The sequence below is a fragment of the Erwinia sp. 009765445 genome (assembly GCF_058137865.1).
In genome coordinates this window covers 109132-124454 of record NZ_JBYUWC010000013.1, presented here as the reverse complement: position 1 = coordinate 124454, position 15323 = coordinate 109132, and the positions used below count along the sequence as shown (strand labels likewise).

The following is a 15323-nucleotide window of genomic DNA, read 5'->3' as shown; positions in this document are numbered from 1 at the left end:
GAAAATGCCTGAATGGTGTCCCCTGCAGGAATCGAACCTGCAACTAGCCCTTAGGAGGGGCTCGTTATATCCATTTAACTAAGGAGACAGCGCGGGCAGTATAGCGCGTTTCCAGCCGCAGATTAAGCACTTACCTGCCTGACTGCTGGTTTTGTCATCAATTTCCACTCAGTTTCCTCTTTCATCTCCCCCGGCGCAGCTTGTCTTTTGCTGCTAAACCCCGCTGGCGAAAACGTCCTTTTTCGTGATACTTGCGCTGGATCAATATCCGCATAAAAACTAAGGGCTAGTGTAAGGCAACGTAAATCAATTTTTTTGATTGGCATAATTCCTGAAGGAGTAAGAGTATGTCCCTGAAACTGTCACTTGCAGTGATCACCATAGTCTGGCTGGGTTATGTGGCGTTTGCCGGTACTTATTACGTCAGTACATTCAACCTGTTCAGCTAAGTGTATTGGCAACTGACGCGATTATCACTTACGCCGGTTGCCAAACTAACCGCCAGATCACTATTCTGCTGCAACCAGCAACCAGCAACCAGCAACCAGCAACCAGCAACCAGCAACCAGCAACCAGCAACCAGCAACCAGCAACCAGCAACCCTGCTTCCTGGCCGGCGTTCTGCTGCTTATCTCCCTTATTCGCCTGTTCCTACTCCTTTCTCGCTTTAGCTTTTGCCTCAGCTTTCGCCTTATTACTCATATCATTGCGGATCTGCGCGTGACTAATCAGCGCAAAGATGAACGTTCCGCCGATGATATTGCCCGCCAGCGTAGGCAGGGCGAAAGGCCAGAGAAACTCATGCCAGCTGATGACACCGTTAAACACCAGGTAGAGAATTTCAACCGATCCCACCACGATATGCGCCAGGTCACCCAACGCAACCAGCCACGTCATCAGGATGATTATCCAGATTTTCGCCGCACCGGCGGAAGGGAACATCCACACCATGGTCGCGATGATCCAGCCGGACACTACCGCATTGGCAAACATCTCGGCTGGTGTATGTTCCATCACTTTCTGACTGATGCCGACAAAGGCTTCCCGCGTGGCACCGTCAAAAATCGGCATATGGGGAAACGCGAGAGAAGAGCCAGCGCGGTACCGATCAGGTTACCGCCCAGCACAATGCCCCACAGGCGAAGCAGCAACAGCATATTGCTGCCGGTCGGTTTATGCATGATCGGTAAAACCGCGGTGACGGTATTCTCAGTGAACAGCTGCTGGCGGGCCATGATTACGATAATAAAACCAAAGGTATAGCCGAGGTTTTCCAGCAGGAAGGCGCCGGGGACGCCCTCCAGGTTGACCTGAAAGATGCCTTTCGCCATCAGCGAAGCCCCCATCGACAAGCCAGCCGCAATGGCGGAGAACAACAGGGCCAGTCCGTCCCTTTCCAGCTCTTTCTCACCCTCCTGACGAATATGCTCATGAACGGCCGCTGCGCGTGAGGGCAGAGACTCCTCATTTATCTCAATTTCTTCACCTTGTTCACTTTCTTTGCTATCAACTTCGACTTGATCATTTTTGTTATTCATATGCTGCTCCTTTAACCCCAGCGGTCATTAGCACCTTAAGCGTAGCGGGTTTCAGGATTTCGGAAATGTAAGTAAGTTTCAGAATTAAGGTAACAAAACTTTAACTGAGGTGGCTTTTTTGCAGCCATCTCTGCAATCGATCGGCATAATGCAGACAACTGAAGCAGTTACGGTATGCCTGCGGGCTGCGATGAACTGATTTCCTGTGGTACTATTTCACCCATCATTAACAAGTGTGACCTTGATCCGATGCTGGAAGCCAACAATCTGACCTGTGTCCGTGATGAACGAACGCTGTTCAGCGAACTCAGTTTTACCGTTTCAGCGGGCGATATTGTCCAGATTGAAGGGGCGAACGGGGCAGGGAAAACCTCACTGCTGCGCATCCTCGCAGGCCTGAGTCACGCCGAACAGGGTGAGGTACTGTGGCAACAGCAGCCAATCCGGCAGCAGCGCGAAACGTACCATGCGGCGCTGTTGTATCTGGGGCATCAGCCGGGTGTGAAAGCGGTATTAACCGCCAGAGAAAATCTGCATTTTTTCCATGCCAGGCATGATGAGGAAGCTCTGTGGCAGGCGCTGGAAGAAGTGGATTTAACCGGTTTTGAAGACGTTGCCGTGGCTCAGCTTTCCGCCGGGCAACAGCGAAGAGTGGCGCTGGCGAGGTTATGGTTAAGCGATTCGCCGCTGTGGATCCTCGATGAACCGCTGACGGCGATTGATAAATCCGGCGTGGAAAAGCTGATGGCGCTTTTTAACCGCCATGCCGATAACGGTGGCGCGGTGATCCTGACCACTCATCAGGAATTACCTTCCGCTGAGCGCACTGTTCGCAAACTTCGCCTGACCTCTTCGGAGGTAGTCTGATGTTCTGGCGCGTCCTGATGCGTGAATTACGTATTGCTTTTCGAAGTGGTTCGGAAATTATTAACCCTTTGTGGTTTTTCCTGATCGTCATCACTCTGTTTCCGTTAGGCATTGGGCCTGAGCCAAAATTACTGGCCCGAATTGCTCCGGGGATTGTCTGGGTGGCCGCGCTGCTCTCTTCACTGCTGGCGCTGGAACGGCTGTTTCGCGACGATTTTCTTGACGGTTCACTGGAACAACTGCTGCTGTTACCTACGCCGCTGCCGATAACAGTGTTGGGTAAAGTCGCTGCCCACTGGGTGGTGACCGGTTTGCCGCTGCTGCTGCTTTCTCCGCTGGCTGCGCTGCTGCTTTCACTGGATTTTGCCAGCTGGTGCGCCATTGCGTTAACGCTGTTATTAGGTACGCCCACGCTGAGTTTTCTCGGCTCTATCGGGGTAGGGCTGACGGTAGGGCTGCGACGGGGCGGTGTGTTACTGAGTTTGCTGGTTCTGCCGCTGGCGGTGCCGGTGCTGATTTTTGCCAGTGCGGCGATCAATGCGGCGGGCATGGGATTACCGATTGACGGCTATCTGGCCATTCTGGGCGCGATGCTGGTGGGCAGTGCCACCCTTGCGCCTTTCGCGACCGCAGCGGCGCTGCGCATCAGCGTGCATTAACAAAATACTGATAAAAAACACCAGAACGCTTTTTCTTTATTTATGTGAGCAAAATAATAATGTGGAAATGGTTACACCAACTGGGCAAGCCCGATCGGCTGTACCGGATATGCGGTCAGCTGGTGCCCTGGTTTGCGGTGTCAGGCATCGCGACGCTGCTGCTGGGCTGGATTTGGGGATTTGGTTTCGCCCCGGCCGACTATCAGCAGGGCAACAGTTATCGCATCATGTATATCCATGTCCCGGCGGCAATGTGGTCAATGGGGATATACGCTTCAATGGCGATCGCCGCGTTTACCGGCCTGGTCTGGCAGTGGAAAACCGCCGATCTGGCCGCTGCTGCAATGGCTCCGGTTGGCGCAGTGTTCACCTTTATTGCGCTGATCACCGGGGCCGCCTGGGGTAAACCAATGTGGGGAACCTGGTGGATCTGGGATGCGCGCCTCACTTCCGAGCTGGTGCTGCTGTTCCTTTATATGGGCGTGATCGCGCTCTACAGCGCGTTCGATGACCGCCGCATGGCCGGTCGCGCGGCAGGGATCCTGATCCTGGTGGGGGTGGTCAACCTGCCGATCATCCACTATTCGGTGCAGTGGTGGAACACGCTTCATCAGGGCTCCTCCGGCATGCTACAGCAGGCCATTGATCCGAGCATGCGCTCACCGCTGCGCTGGTCGATTCTCGGCTACCTGCTGGTTTTTATCTCGCTGACGCTGATGCGCCTGCGCAACCTGATCCTGTTCACTGAACGCCATCGCCCGTGGGTGGCCGACATGGCAGCAAAAGGGGAGCGTAAAGCATGACACCAGCCTTCTCATCCTGGCAGGCCTTCTTCGCCATGGGCGGTTACGCTTTTTACGTCTGGCTGGCCGTGGCCTGCACGCTGATAGCCCTCGGCGGCCTGGTGCTGCACACCGTTATCCAGCGCCAGCGGCTGCTCGGCGAAATTCGCCAGCGTCAGTCGCGGGAGCGTCGCATCCGTGCAGCAAAAACAAAAAAAGTGGCGAGTAAGACAGGAGAGTTACAGTGAATACCCGTCGTAAAAATCGCCTGATGCTGGTGATAGCGGTATTAGTTGGCCTCGGGCTGGCCACTTCTTTGGTGATGTACGCGCTGCGTTCCAACATCGACCTTTTCTATACACCCAGTGAAATTCTGAACGGCAAGGGCGAAAACCATGAAAAACCGGAGCCGGGCCAGCGCCTGCGCGTCGGCGGCATGGTGATGCCCGGCAGCGTTAAACGTGACCCGAATACGCTGCAGGTCTCTTTTAAATTATATGACGCCAACGGCGTGATCAGCGTCAGCTATCTCGGCATCCTGCCCGATCTGTTCCGTGAAGGGCAGGGCGTGGTGGCGCAGGGTGTGCTGGAGGACGGCAACCTGGTCAACGCCAAAGAAGTGCTGGCGAAACATGACGAAAAATATACGCCGCCGGAAATTGAGGATGCGATGAAGCAAAATCATAAGGGGCCGCAGTCGGCTTACCAGACTTCTCCCCAGGGAGGCCAGTCATGATGCCGGAGATAGGCAGTTTCCTGCTGTGCCTGGCTCTTGCGCTGTCACTCCTGCTCAGTATTTACCCACTGTGGGGCGCCGCGCGTCAGGACCAGCGGCTGATGGGCCTGGCACGTCCGCTGAGCTATGCGCTGTTTGCCTGTATCCTTGGGGCCTTTATCGTGCTGGTGCATGCGTTTGTGGTTAACGATTTCAGCGTGGCCTACGTGGCAACCAACTCCAACACGTTGCTGCCCGTGTACTATCGCATCGCAGCCACCTGGGGAGCGCATGAGGGTTCTCTGCTGTTGTGGCTGTTGCTGCTCAGTACCTGGACGCTGGCCGTGGCGTTGTTCAGTCGCGGGATGCCGCTGGACTCCATTGCCCGCGTACTGGCGGTGATGGGGATGATTAACCTTGGCTTCCTGCTGTTTATCACCCTGACCTCCAACCCGTTTACCCGCTCGCTACCGGACTTCCCGATTGACGGCAGCGATCTGAATCCGATGCTGCAGGATATCGGCCTGATCTTCCATCCGCCGCTGCTGTATATGGGCTATGTCGGCTTCTCGGTGGCCTTTGCCTTTGCTATCGCTTCGCTGATGGCGGGACGGCTGGATACCGCCTGGGCACGCTGGTCCCGCCCGTGGACTACCGCGGCGTGGGTCTTCCTGACTATTGGTATCGTGCTGGGTTCTGCCTGGGCTTATTATGAGCTGGGCTGGGGCGGCTGGTGGTTCTGGGATCCGGTAGAGAATGCCTCCTTTATGCCATGGCTGGCGGGCACTGCGCTGATCCACTCCCTGGCGGTAACCGAAAAGCGTGGCACCTTCAAAGCCTGGACGGTATTGCTGGCGATTACCGCATTTTCGCTCAGCCTGCTGGGCACCTTCCTGGTGCGTTCCGGCGTGTTGGTTTCAGTGCATTCATTTGCTTCCGACCCCTCGCGCGGCATGTTTATCCTCGCCTTCCTGGTGATTGTTATTGGCAGCTCGCTGCTACTGTACGCCGTAAAAGGCAGCAAGGTCCGCAGCCGGGTGCAAAATGAAATCTGGTCGCGTGAGTCCTTCCTGTTGGGTAACAACGTTCTGCTGATTGCCGCCATGCTGGTGGTGCTGCTGGGGACGCTGCTGCCGCTGGTGCATAAACAGCTTGGCCTGGGCAGTATCTCCATCGGCGAGCCGTTCTTTAATACGCTGTTCACCTGGCTGATGGCTCCGCTGGCGCTGATGTTGGGAATCGGGCCTCTGGTGCGCTGGCGTCGTGATGAACCGCAGAAGCTGTGGAAACGTCTGGGCGTGGCGCTGGTGGGTACGCTGGTGCTGTCCATCGCGCTGCCATGGCTGATGCAGGACCGTATCGAAGCGATGACCGTGGTCGGTTTGCTGATGTCGATCTGGGTGATTTTCCTGACGCTGATGGAACTGCACGAGCGCGCCACGCATCGGCACAATTTCTTCACCGGGCTGCGCCATCTGTCGCGCAGCCACTGGGGTATGGTGCTGGGCCATCTGGGTGTTGCTGTGACGGTGATTGGCATTGCCTTCAGCCAGAATTACAGCGTGGAGCGCGATGTGCGCATGCGACCGGGCGATACGGTGGATATTCAGAACTATCACTTCATCTTCCGTGATGTGCATAACCTGCAGGGGCCGAACTACACCGGCGGCGTGGGAATTATTGACGTCACGCGCAATGGCAAACATGAAGCCACGCTGCATGCGGAAAAACGCTATTACAGCGTGGCGCACACCATGATGACCGAAGCGGCCATCAATGGCGGCTTCACCCGCGATCTCTATGCGGCGCTGGGAGAACAGCTGGAAGGGGACTCCTGGGCCGTGCGTATTTACTACAAACCTTTTGTGCGCTGGATCTGGTTCGGTGGCGTCTTTATGGCAGTGGGCGGCATCTTCTGTCTGTTTGACCCGCGTTACCGCTCACGCAAGAAAGCGCAAAAGGAACTGGCATCATGAATAAAAAAATCCTTTATATCCCGCTGGTACTGTTTCTGCTGCTGGCGGCTGCGCTGATGTGGCAGCTGACGCGCAACGCAAACGGCGACGATCCCACGCTGCTGGAATCCGCCCTGGTGGGCAAACCAGTTCCGGTCTTTAAGCTGGAATCGCTCGATCAGCCCGGAAAAATCTACGACCAGTCGGTGCTGACCGACGGCAAGCCCATTCTGCTGAACGTCTGGGCGACCTGGTGCCCGACCTGCCGCGCGGAGCATCAGTACCTTAATACTCTGGCGACGAAAGGCGTACGGGTGGTCGGCCTGAACTATAAGGACGATCGGGGTAAAGCCATCAACTGGCTGAATACGCTGGGAAATCCTTATGCGCTAAGCCTGTATGATGGTGACGGTATGCTGGGGCTGGATCTGGGCGTTTACGGCGCACCGGAAACCTTCCTGATCGATGGCAAAGGGATTATTCGCTATCGCCACGCCGGTGATATGAATGATCGGGTGTGGAACAGCGAAGTGAAGCCATTGTGGGATAAATACAGCAAGGGGGCCGGAGCTTGAAACGCTGCCTTATTTTGCTGGCCACGCTGCTACTCGCTTTCAGTGCGCTGGCTGACAATATTGATACCTATAAATTTTCTTCGGTGGATCAGGAGCAGCAGTACCGTCACCTGACCGGATCGCTGCGCTGTCCGAAGTGCCAGAACAACAGCATTGCCGATTCCAATGCGATGATCGCCGGGGATATGCGTCTTAAAGTCTACGAACTGTTGCAGAGTGGCCAGACGCCGGATCAGGTGAAAGCCTATATGGTGGCGCGTTACGGTAATTTTGTGACTTACGAGCCGCCGGTGCTGCCTTCCACCCTGATCCTCTGGGCCGGTCCGGCGCTGTTTGTCATTGTCGGCGCGCTGGTCATCATCCTGCGCAGCAGAAAACGTAAGCTCACCGGGTCCGATCTGGACACGGAGCAGCAGGCGCGGCTGGACGCGCTGTTAAAGAATAACGGGAAGCAATCATGAGTGGATTCTGGCTCACCATCCTGGCACTGCTGGTGGCCTCATGCGCGCTGCTGTTGATTGCCGGTGGCCGCAGGCAGCGTTCGGTGGCAGCCGATCGCGATGCGCTAAATAAATCCTTCTACCATCAGCGTCTGCAGGAGCTGGAGCAGGATGAAGAGCAGGGCGTTGTTGGCGAACGTCCGGAGATGATCCGCGAGCTGCAGCAAACGCTGCTGCTGGATATCCCGCAGGAAGAGCAAAGCGTTGAGCGCAGCATCAGCCGCTGGGTGCTTTTGCCTGGCGTTTTAGTGATTGTTCTTGTCAGTCTCGGCTTCTATTTCAAAACCGGCGGTTTTTCTCAGATCATGGCCTGGCAGCAGGTGCAGAGTGATCTTCCGGCCCTGCGTGCACAGGTGATGGATCCCAATGCCAAACCGCTGACTATGGAAGAGCTGGCGCGGCTGGGGCTGGGCATTCGCACCTCACTGCAGAACGATCCGCAGAACGTTAATGACTGGCTGATGCTGGGCCGTATTGGCATGGTACTGAACAATGCGGCAACCGCTACCCAGGCTTTCCAGCATGCCATGCAACTGGCACCCAACAATCCTGAAGTGAAGCTCAGCTATGCCGACGTGCTGACCCGCTCGCAGGATCCGGAAGATAACCGCCAGGCAGGCATCATGCTCAACCAGATGCTTAAAACCGATGGCAATAATCTTCGGGTGCTCAGCCTGTTGGCATTTAATGCTTTTGGCCAGCAGCATTACGCTCAGGCGATTGACGCCTGGCAAAAGATGTTACAATTGTTACCTGCTGGCGATCAGCGCGCGGTGATGATCCAGCGCAGTATCGAACAGGCAAAGACGGAGTCAGGCAAGCAGAACAGCCATCTCGGATTGACGGTACAGCTGGCTCCGGGGGCAGAAAAAATGTTACCGGCTGACGGAGTGTTGTATATTTCCGTTGCTGACGGCACCTCACCGGTTCCGGTGGCGGTGAAAAAACTGCCGTTAAGTCATTTTCCTTTATCGCTGACGCTTGATGACAGTAATGCCATGATGCCTGAGCGCCTGCTCTCCGCGCAGCATCAGGTTCAGGTGCGTGTGCGTATCTCGCGCGACGGCAGCGCCAATCCGCAGTCTGGTGACTGGTTTGGTCTGAGTGCCGTGACGCCGTTTGATGGTCATCAGACGCTGACAGTTGAGATTAACCAACAGCAGCCGTAAGCGTTTTATACTTCACTACAGGGAGACAGATATGAGCTACCGCGTGATGGGCGTTACGCTTGCCAGCGTCCTGCTGATCGGCTGTGCCAGTTCGCAGACGGCGGATCAGCCGCAGGGAAGGTCCGATCCGCTTGAAGGTTTCAACCGTTCAATGTTCAACTTTAACTACAACGTGTTGGATCCTTATGTGGTACGCCCTGTGGCGGTTGCCTGGCGCGATTATGTGCCAATCCCTGCCCGTACCGGGCTGAGTAATTTCCTTGGCAACCTCAGCGAACCGTCCACCATGGTCAACTACTTTGTGGAGGGGAAACCCTACAAAGCGATGATCCACTTTAACCGCTTCTTCCTGAACACCATTCTGGGGATGGGCGGCTTTATTGACGTGGCAGGGATGGCAAACCCGAAGCTGGCGAAAGAAGAGCCGCGCCGATTTGGCAGCACGCTGGGCAACTACGGCGTGGGTTACGGTACTTATGTTGAGCTGCCGGGCTACGGCAGTTTCACTCCGCGTGAAGATGTTGGTGGGCTGGTGGATGACCTGTATGCGCCGCTGAGCTGGCTGACCTGGTGGATGACGGCCGGTAAATGGGCGCTGGAAGGGGTGGAAACCCGTGCGCAGCTTCTGGACAGCGATGCCCTGCTGCGTAACTCCGGTGATCCTTATGCCTTTGCCCGCGCGGCTTATTTCCAGCGTCACGACTTCCTTGCCAGCGACGGCAAGCTGATCCCGCAGGAGAACCCGAACGCCGCTGCAATCCAGGGCGATCTCAACGATATCGATTCGAATTAACCGCCGCATCGATAAAAAAAGGCCTGTCATCTGACAGGCCTTTTGCATTTTTGTACCGGTATCAGAACTTGTAGTTAAAGTTCGCGCCGTACAGCCAGGCTTTACCGGTAGAGTTAAAGGTGTAAGGGCCTTCCTGAATAGTCACGTGCTGGCCATGCATATAAGAGATCCCCACGTCGACCGAAGCATCCTGGTTAAATGCGTAGGAGGCACCGGTGCTCAGCCACAGGCGATCCTGATCCGGGATGGCGATGGAACGCTGGTCAGCCGGAACCGGGCTGTCATCGAAGGCGATACCGGCACGGAAGGTCCAGTTATCGTCGTAGAAGTACGAGGTACCCAGCGCGATGCGGTAGGCATCCTTGTAGCTCTCATTCTTGTAGAACAGCGTCTGTCCGCTGCTGCCGGTGGCTTTCAGCTCCTGGAACTGACTCCAGCTGGTGTAGGCCAGGCTGTAGTGAACCGCCCATTGCGGTGCCACTTTATGATAGCCGGACACTTCCCACATCTCAGGCAGGTTCAGCGTCAGTGAACCCGGGATGGTGGAGCCGCCGGTGCCGTAAGGCAGGCCAAGGTTCATCGCCTGGTTAATCGGGTTGATGTAACCCGGGATGCTGCTCTTGTAGTCACCGTCAAAGTCGACTTTCACTTCGGAACGGTAGGTGAAACCGAAGCGGTTATCTTTATCCACTTCATACAGGATCCCGGCGTTCCAGCCGTAGCCCCACTCATTGCCTTTCAGGTGAGCAATCTGCGTATCCGCAGGCATGCCCAGCTGCTGGCCAGATTCACCGGCATAGCGTTCAATCTTGGCACGGGCATAAACGGCATCAAAACCTACGCCGAAGCTGAAGTGCTGATTAAGGCGGTAAGCGGTACTCAAATTAAAGTTCACGGTTTGCAGGTCAGTTTTGCCTGCATAAGGACCGGCGGCGTAATCATTATTAAATTCAGTCGCCAGGCCATAATTCGAGGTTGCGGACGCGCCGAGCCACCACTGATCGTTCAGGGGCTGAACATAATGGATATTCGGCACCCACTGTGTTGGCGCAATATTATCGGCATTCAGACTCTGACCAGAAGAGCTGGTGCCATCAATACTGACGTCCGGATCGATAAAGACGGCACCAACCGAGAACATCGGGCGGTCCATCAGGGCCATGGTCGCCGGGTTACGGCTGGCAGACGCTGCCGTATCACCCATTGCACCTTCACCGGAATAAGCACGGCCTAAGCCAATGGCAGAAAATTCATTAAGTTGAAAACCAGCCGCGAAAACGTTCGAAGAAACAAGTGCCACTGCCACTGCGAGTGCAGACTTTGCAAACAGGTTTTTATGGTTCATGACCACAACCTCATAATCTGATTTTTATTAACTCTGTTACATCAAGTAACAAGCGATCGAAGAGCTCAGGGGCTGAAATACGGCTAACAAATCAGACCAGTGGCCCCAGTATAGGTCTGACCTGTGAGGATGTTGCAATATTGTTTTATAAATATTTCTAAAATCATCCGTAAAAAGAGATCTTCTTAACAAAAACCTGCGCATACTAAGACACCGTGCTGAGTCTAACTTGTTTCAGATCAATTTTAACTGTGATATTCGTCACTTAGTGCAGCTTACTCAGCCGATTACCGGACAAGCAATTCGCTCCGGCGTAAACTGTGGAGAATGATTAATTGAGTGTCGGCGCGTCCTGCGCAGACAAACTGGAGGATCCCATGACTCATGCCATTAAAAAATGCAGCGCTAATGAAACCGCTGCCTGCTGCTGTGTGGATGTCGGTACTATCATGGATAACACCGACTGTACCGCTTCCTGGAGCCAACTTTACGCAGACCGCCAGCAGGCGGAAGCATCGCTGACCAGACTGACGGAGAAAGCCCGCCAGGTTGAATCCGAACCCTGCGAAATTAACGCGCGCTTCAGCGAACAGCCGGATGGCGTGTTGCTGACAGCAGATTTCACCTTCAGCTGCCAGGCTGAAACTATGATTTTCCAGCTCGGCCTGCGTTAATCCCCAATCAGTCACAGTGAGTGGGTTCCTCCCACTCACTGTTCCGCAAAGCGTGTTTGCTCTCGCATTTTTCTGTTCCTTCCCGTGCAAAATGTAAAAATCTGGTTAACACTGAACAGGTCAGACCTCTTTCAGGCAATGATGCCGTTTACCGATTTATGACAGGTGACAAGAATGCGCAAAGCGTTACCTTTGCAGACCGGACAGGGCGATCGCATCGCCATTACCCATGGCTTACGTACCCCTTTTGCCCGCCAGGCGACCGCGCTGCACGGCATTCCCGCCCTGGAGCTGGGCAGGATGGTGGTCAGTGAGCTGCTGGCACGCAGTGAAATCCCGCCGGAAGTTATTGAACAGCTGGTATTCGGCCAGGTAGTCCAGATGCCGGAAGCGCCGAACATTGCGCGGGAAATCGTGCTCAGCAGCGGTTTAAGCGTGCACACTGACGCTTACAGCGTATCCCGCGCCTGCGCGACCAGCTTTCAGGCCGTGGCGAACGTGGCGGAAAGCCTGCTGGCGGGCACCATTCAGGCCGGAATGGCTGGTGGTGCAGACTCCTCCTCGGTTTTACCCATTGGCGTCAGCAAAACGCTGGGCCGCGTGCTGGTCGATCTCAGCAAGGCCAGAACCTTCTCGCAGAAAATGAAACTGTTCAGCCAGCTGCGCCCGCGCGACTTACTGCCGGTGCCCCCAGCCGTGGCTGAATACTCCACCGGCCTGCGCATGGGCGACACGGCTGAGCAAATGGCGAAAAGCCACGGCATCACCCGAGAGCAACAGGATGCGCTGGCACACCGCTCTCATCAGCGGGCGGCCAGAGCCTGGGAAGAGGGCAAGCTGGCCGGGGAAGTGATGACCGCATTTGTGCCGCCGTGGCGTAACGCACTGGAAAAAGACAACAATGTTCGCGAGCAGTCCAGCCTGCAGGATTACGCTAAACTGCGTCCAGCCTTCGACCGCAAGCACGGTACGGTTACTGCCGCCAATAGCACGCCATTAACGGATGGTGCGGCTGCCGTAGTACTGATGACTGAATCCCGGGCGAAAGAGCTGGGGATTGTGCCGCTGGGCTATCTGCGTAGCTACGCCTTTACCGCGATTGATGTCTGGCAGGATATGTTGCTGGGGCCGTCGTATGCTTCCCCGCTGGCGCTGGATCGCGCCGGGATCACCCTGAACGACCTGACGCTGATCGACATGCACGAAGCCTTTGCCGCCCAGACGCTGGCGAACATGAAGATGTTTGCCGATGAGCGTTTTGCCCGCGAAGTGCTGAACCGTTCCCACGCGCTGGGGGAAATCAATGAAGAGAAATTTAACGTGCTGGGCGGCTCAATCGCTTATGGCCATCCTTTTGCTGCCACGGGCGCAAGGATGATCACCCAGACGCTGAACGAGCTGCGCCGCCGTGGCGGCGGGCTGGGATTGGTCACCGCCTGCGCGGCGGGAGGATTGGGTGCGGCAATGGTTCTGGAGGCCGAATAATGGAGAAGCAATCTGCATTTACGCTCAGCCAGCGGCTGGATAACGTTGGGGTGATCACCCTTGATGTCCCTGATGAAAAAATAAATACGCTGAAGGCTGAGTTTGCCGGGCAGATTAGGGCTGTGATTGCTGAAGCGCGGCGTAACCCGAACCTCGCCGGGCTGGTGATTATTTCCGGCAAGCCAGACTCCTTTATTGCCGGAGCGGATATTGCCATGATCGACTCCTGCACCTCGGCTCTTGAAGCAGAAGAGCTGGCGCGGCAGGGACAGGAAGTGATGTCGGAGATCGCCTCGCTTTCCGTGCCGGTGGTTGCCGCCATCCACGGTGCCTGTCTGGGTGGCGGCCTTGAACTGGCGCTGGCCTGTAATCAGCGGGTCTGCACGCTGGATGACAAAACCCGTCTGGGCCTGCCGGAAGTCCAGTTGGGCCTGCTGCCAGGATCGGGCGGCACCCAGCGCCTGCCGCGGCTGATTGGTGCTTCTGCTGCGCTCGATATGATCCTCACCGGTAAAACGCTGCGGGCTAAGCAGGCATTGAAAATCGGGCTGGTGGAAGACGCCGTTCCGCACGCTATCCTGCTGGAAACCGCGGTGAAAATGGTGCTGAAGGGGCGTAAACCCCGTAAGACATTACCGCTGAAAGAACGTCTGCTAAACGCGCCTGCCGGTCATGCGTTGCTCTTCACCGTTGCGGCAAAACAGACGCAGGCCAAAACCCGTGGCAACTATCCGGCCACGCAAAAGATTCTGTCTGTGGTGAAAACCGGTCTGCAGCAGGGCCGCAGCGCAGGCTATGCCGCAGAAGCCAAAGCCTTTGGGCAGCTGGCGATGACGCCGCAGTCTGCCGCGCTGCGCAGCATTTTCTTTGCTACCACTGAAATGAAGAAAGATCGTGGGGCTGATGCCGATCCACGAGAGATCAAATCCGTTGGAGTGCTGGGAGGAGGACTGATGGGCGGCGGGATCGCCTTTGTCACCGCCACGCGCGGCAAGCTGCCGGTACGTATCAAAGATATCAAGGCGGAAGGGATCAACCATGCGCTGAAATACAGCTGGGATCTGCTGAGCAAGAACGTCCGGCGCCGCAGGATGACGCCAGCACAGAGACAGCAGCAGATGGCGCTGATTGGCGGCGGAACGGATTATCAGGGTTTTCATCATCGCGATATGATGATTGAAGCGGTATTTGAAGATCTGTTTCTCAAGCAAATAATGGTCGCAGAAGTGGAGGCCAATACTCCGGAACAGACTATTTTCGCCTCCAACACTTCCTCGCTGCCGATAGGTGATATTGCCGCCAACGCGCAGCGTCCTGAAAACATTATCGGCCTGCACTTCTTCAGTCCGGTGGACAAAATGCCGCTGGTCGAGGTGATTCCTCACCACCGCACCAGCGCAGAGACCATTGCCACTACGGTGGCACTGGCGAAGAAACAGGGGAAAACCCCGATCGTGGTGGCAGATAAGGCCGGGTTTTATGTCAACCGCATTCTCGCGCCTTACATAAATGAAGCGATGCGCTGCCTGCTGGAAGGTGAACCGATTGAGACCATCGATCAGGCTCTGGTGGACTTTGGTTTCCCGGTCGGGCCGATTCAGCTGCTGGATGAGGTGGGTATCGACGTTGGCACGCACATTATGCCGGTGCTGGAGCAAGCCTGGGGCGACCGTTTCCGCGCACCGGAGGCCTTTGATGCGGTGCTGAATGACAACCGCAAAGGCCGAAAAAACGGTCGGGGCTTCTACTTATACGGCAGTAAAAAACCCGGCAGAAAAAAACAGGTGGATGCAAGCCTCTACAAGCTGCTTAACCTCACACCAAAAAGTCATTTGAGTGGAGATAATATTGCTCAGCGCTGCGTGATGATGATGCTGAATGAGGCGGCAAGAACGCTGGACGAGGGGGTAATCCGTTCCGCTCGCGATGGCGATATTGGCGCGGTGTTTGGCATCGGTTTTCCGCCGTTCCTTGGCGGGCCGTTCCGCTATATGGACAAACTGGGAGCGGAGCAGGTAGTGAATACATTAGAGCGGCTGATGCAGTCACAGGGCGATCGTTTTGCCCCCTGCGAGCGGCTGAGACAAATGGCCTCCGGCCAGGAAACCTTTTACAAATCGGTGGGTTTGCATAATAGCCACGACGATTCAGGGGGTTAGATTTCTTCCTCAAAAAAGGGAGCAATTGCACAGTTCCGGAAAGCGGTTATTTAGTAAACAATCGGTTGACTTGACTTCCGGCATTAGGGTACAACACAGCGTTCATT

Annotated in this window: 14 protein-coding genes, 1 tRNA gene and 1 pseudogene; 13 read left to right on the top strand and 3 right to left on the bottom strand. The window is 55.8% G+C overall.

The window, feature by feature from the left end; genetic code table 11:
- Nucleotides 1–13: 13 nt before the first annotated feature.
- Nucleotides 14–88, bottom strand: a tRNA-Arg gene (locus tag AC3Y5R_RS15625).
- 563 nt (nt 89–651) lie between these two features.
- A pseudogene (locus AC3Y5R_RS15620) lies at nt 652–1538 on the bottom strand (formate/nitrite transporter family protein).
- A gap of 249 nt (nt 1539–1787) precedes the next feature.
- On the opposite strand from AC3Y5R_RS15620, the gene ccmA reads away from it, so the two are divergent.
- Genes ccmA through mlaA form a run of 10 tightly spaced genes read left to right on the top strand, consistent with a single transcriptional unit; the run spans nt 1788 to nt 9553 of the window.
- Nucleotides 1788–2405, top strand: a complete 618-nt coding sequence (ccmA, locus tag AC3Y5R_RS15615) for a cytochrome c biogenesis heme-transporting ATPase CcmA (protein WP_489922142.1) — start codon at nt 1788–1790, stop codon at nt 2403–2405.
- Nucleotides 2405–3064 (top strand): heme exporter protein CcmB, encoded by a 660-nt coding sequence (gene ccmB, locus AC3Y5R_RS15610; protein WP_489922104.1) that lies wholly within the window; start codon nt 2405–2407, stop codon nt 3062–3064. The genes ccmA and ccmB overlap by 1 nt, the downstream gene beginning before the upstream one ends.
- Nucleotides 3065–3123: 59 nt before the next feature.
- Nucleotides 3124–3867, top strand: coding sequence for a heme ABC transporter permease (locus AC3Y5R_RS15605; RefSeq protein WP_489922103.1), 744 nt, complete (start codon nt 3124–3126; stop codon nt 3865–3867).
- Nucleotides 3864–4094, top strand: a complete 231-nt coding sequence (gene ccmD, locus AC3Y5R_RS15600; RefSeq protein ID WP_158782523.1) for a heme exporter protein CcmD — start codon at nt 3864–3866, stop codon at nt 4092–4094. The genes AC3Y5R_RS15605 and ccmD overlap by 4 nt, the downstream gene beginning before the upstream one ends.
- Complete coding sequence (gene ccmE, locus AC3Y5R_RS15595; protein WP_158782524.1) at nt 4091–4582, top strand: cytochrome c maturation protein CcmE; 492 nt, start codon at nt 4091–4093, stop codon at nt 4580–4582. Before ccmD ends, ccmE begins: the two co-directional genes overlap by 4 nt.
- Nucleotides 4579–6537, top strand: coding sequence for a heme lyase CcmF/NrfE family subunit (locus AC3Y5R_RS15590; RefSeq protein WP_489922102.1), 1959 nt, complete (start codon nt 4579–4581; stop codon nt 6535–6537). The genes ccmE and AC3Y5R_RS15590 overlap by 4 nt, the downstream gene beginning before the upstream one ends.
- Complete coding sequence (locus tag AC3Y5R_RS15585) at nt 6534–7091, top strand: DsbE family thiol:disulfide interchange protein (protein ID WP_489922101.1); 558 nt, start codon at nt 6534–6536, stop codon at nt 7089–7091. The genes AC3Y5R_RS15590 and AC3Y5R_RS15585 overlap by 4 nt, the downstream gene beginning before the upstream one ends.
- Complete coding sequence (locus AC3Y5R_RS15580) at nt 7088–7552, top strand: cytochrome c-type biogenesis protein (protein ID WP_489922100.1); 465 nt, start codon at nt 7088–7090, stop codon at nt 7550–7552. Before AC3Y5R_RS15585 ends, AC3Y5R_RS15580 begins: the two co-directional genes overlap by 4 nt.
- Nucleotides 7549–8760: a c-type cytochrome biogenesis protein CcmI gene (gene ccmI, locus AC3Y5R_RS15575; RefSeq protein ID WP_489922099.1), complete on the top strand. Its 1212-nt coding sequence runs from the start codon at nt 7549–7551 to the stop codon at nt 8758–8760. Before AC3Y5R_RS15580 ends, ccmI begins: the two co-directional genes overlap by 4 nt.
- A gap of 31 nt (nt 8761–8791) precedes the next feature.
- Nucleotides 8792–9553 (top strand): phospholipid-binding lipoprotein MlaA, encoded by a 762-nt coding sequence (gene mlaA / locus AC3Y5R_RS15570; RefSeq protein WP_489922098.1) that lies wholly within the window; start codon nt 8792–8794, stop codon nt 9551–9553.
- Nucleotides 9554–9614: 61 nt separating this feature from the next.
- Here mlaA and fadL read toward each other — a convergent pair whose 3' ends face one another.
- On the bottom strand, nt 9615–10898 hold the full coding sequence (fadL, locus tag AC3Y5R_RS15565; protein WP_489922097.1) for a long-chain fatty acid transporter FadL: 1284 nt from the start codon (nt 10896–10898) through the stop codon (nt 9615–9617).
- 377 nt (nt 10899–11275) lie between these two features.
- On the opposite strand from fadL, the gene AC3Y5R_RS15560 reads away from it, so the two are divergent.
- The 3 genes from AC3Y5R_RS15560 to fadJ all read left to right on the top strand — a co-directional run bounded on the left by AC3Y5R_RS15560 (nt 11276) and on the right by fadJ (nt 15216).
- Nucleotides 11276–11572, top strand: coding sequence for a YfcZ/YiiS family protein (locus AC3Y5R_RS15560; protein WP_158782531.1), 297 nt, complete (start codon nt 11276–11278; stop codon nt 11570–11572).
- A gap of 174 nt (nt 11573–11746) precedes the next feature.
- On the top strand, nt 11747–13057 hold the full coding sequence (gene fadI, locus AC3Y5R_RS15555; protein WP_489922096.1) for an acetyl-CoA C-acyltransferase FadI: 1311 nt from the start codon (nt 11747–11749) through the stop codon (nt 13055–13057).
- Nucleotides 13057–15216, top strand: coding sequence for a fatty acid oxidation complex subunit alpha FadJ (gene fadJ / locus AC3Y5R_RS15550; protein ID WP_489922095.1), 2160 nt, complete (start codon nt 13057–13059; stop codon nt 15214–15216). Before fadI ends, fadJ begins: the two co-directional genes overlap by 1 nt.
- Nucleotides 15217–15323: the final 107 nt, after the last annotated feature.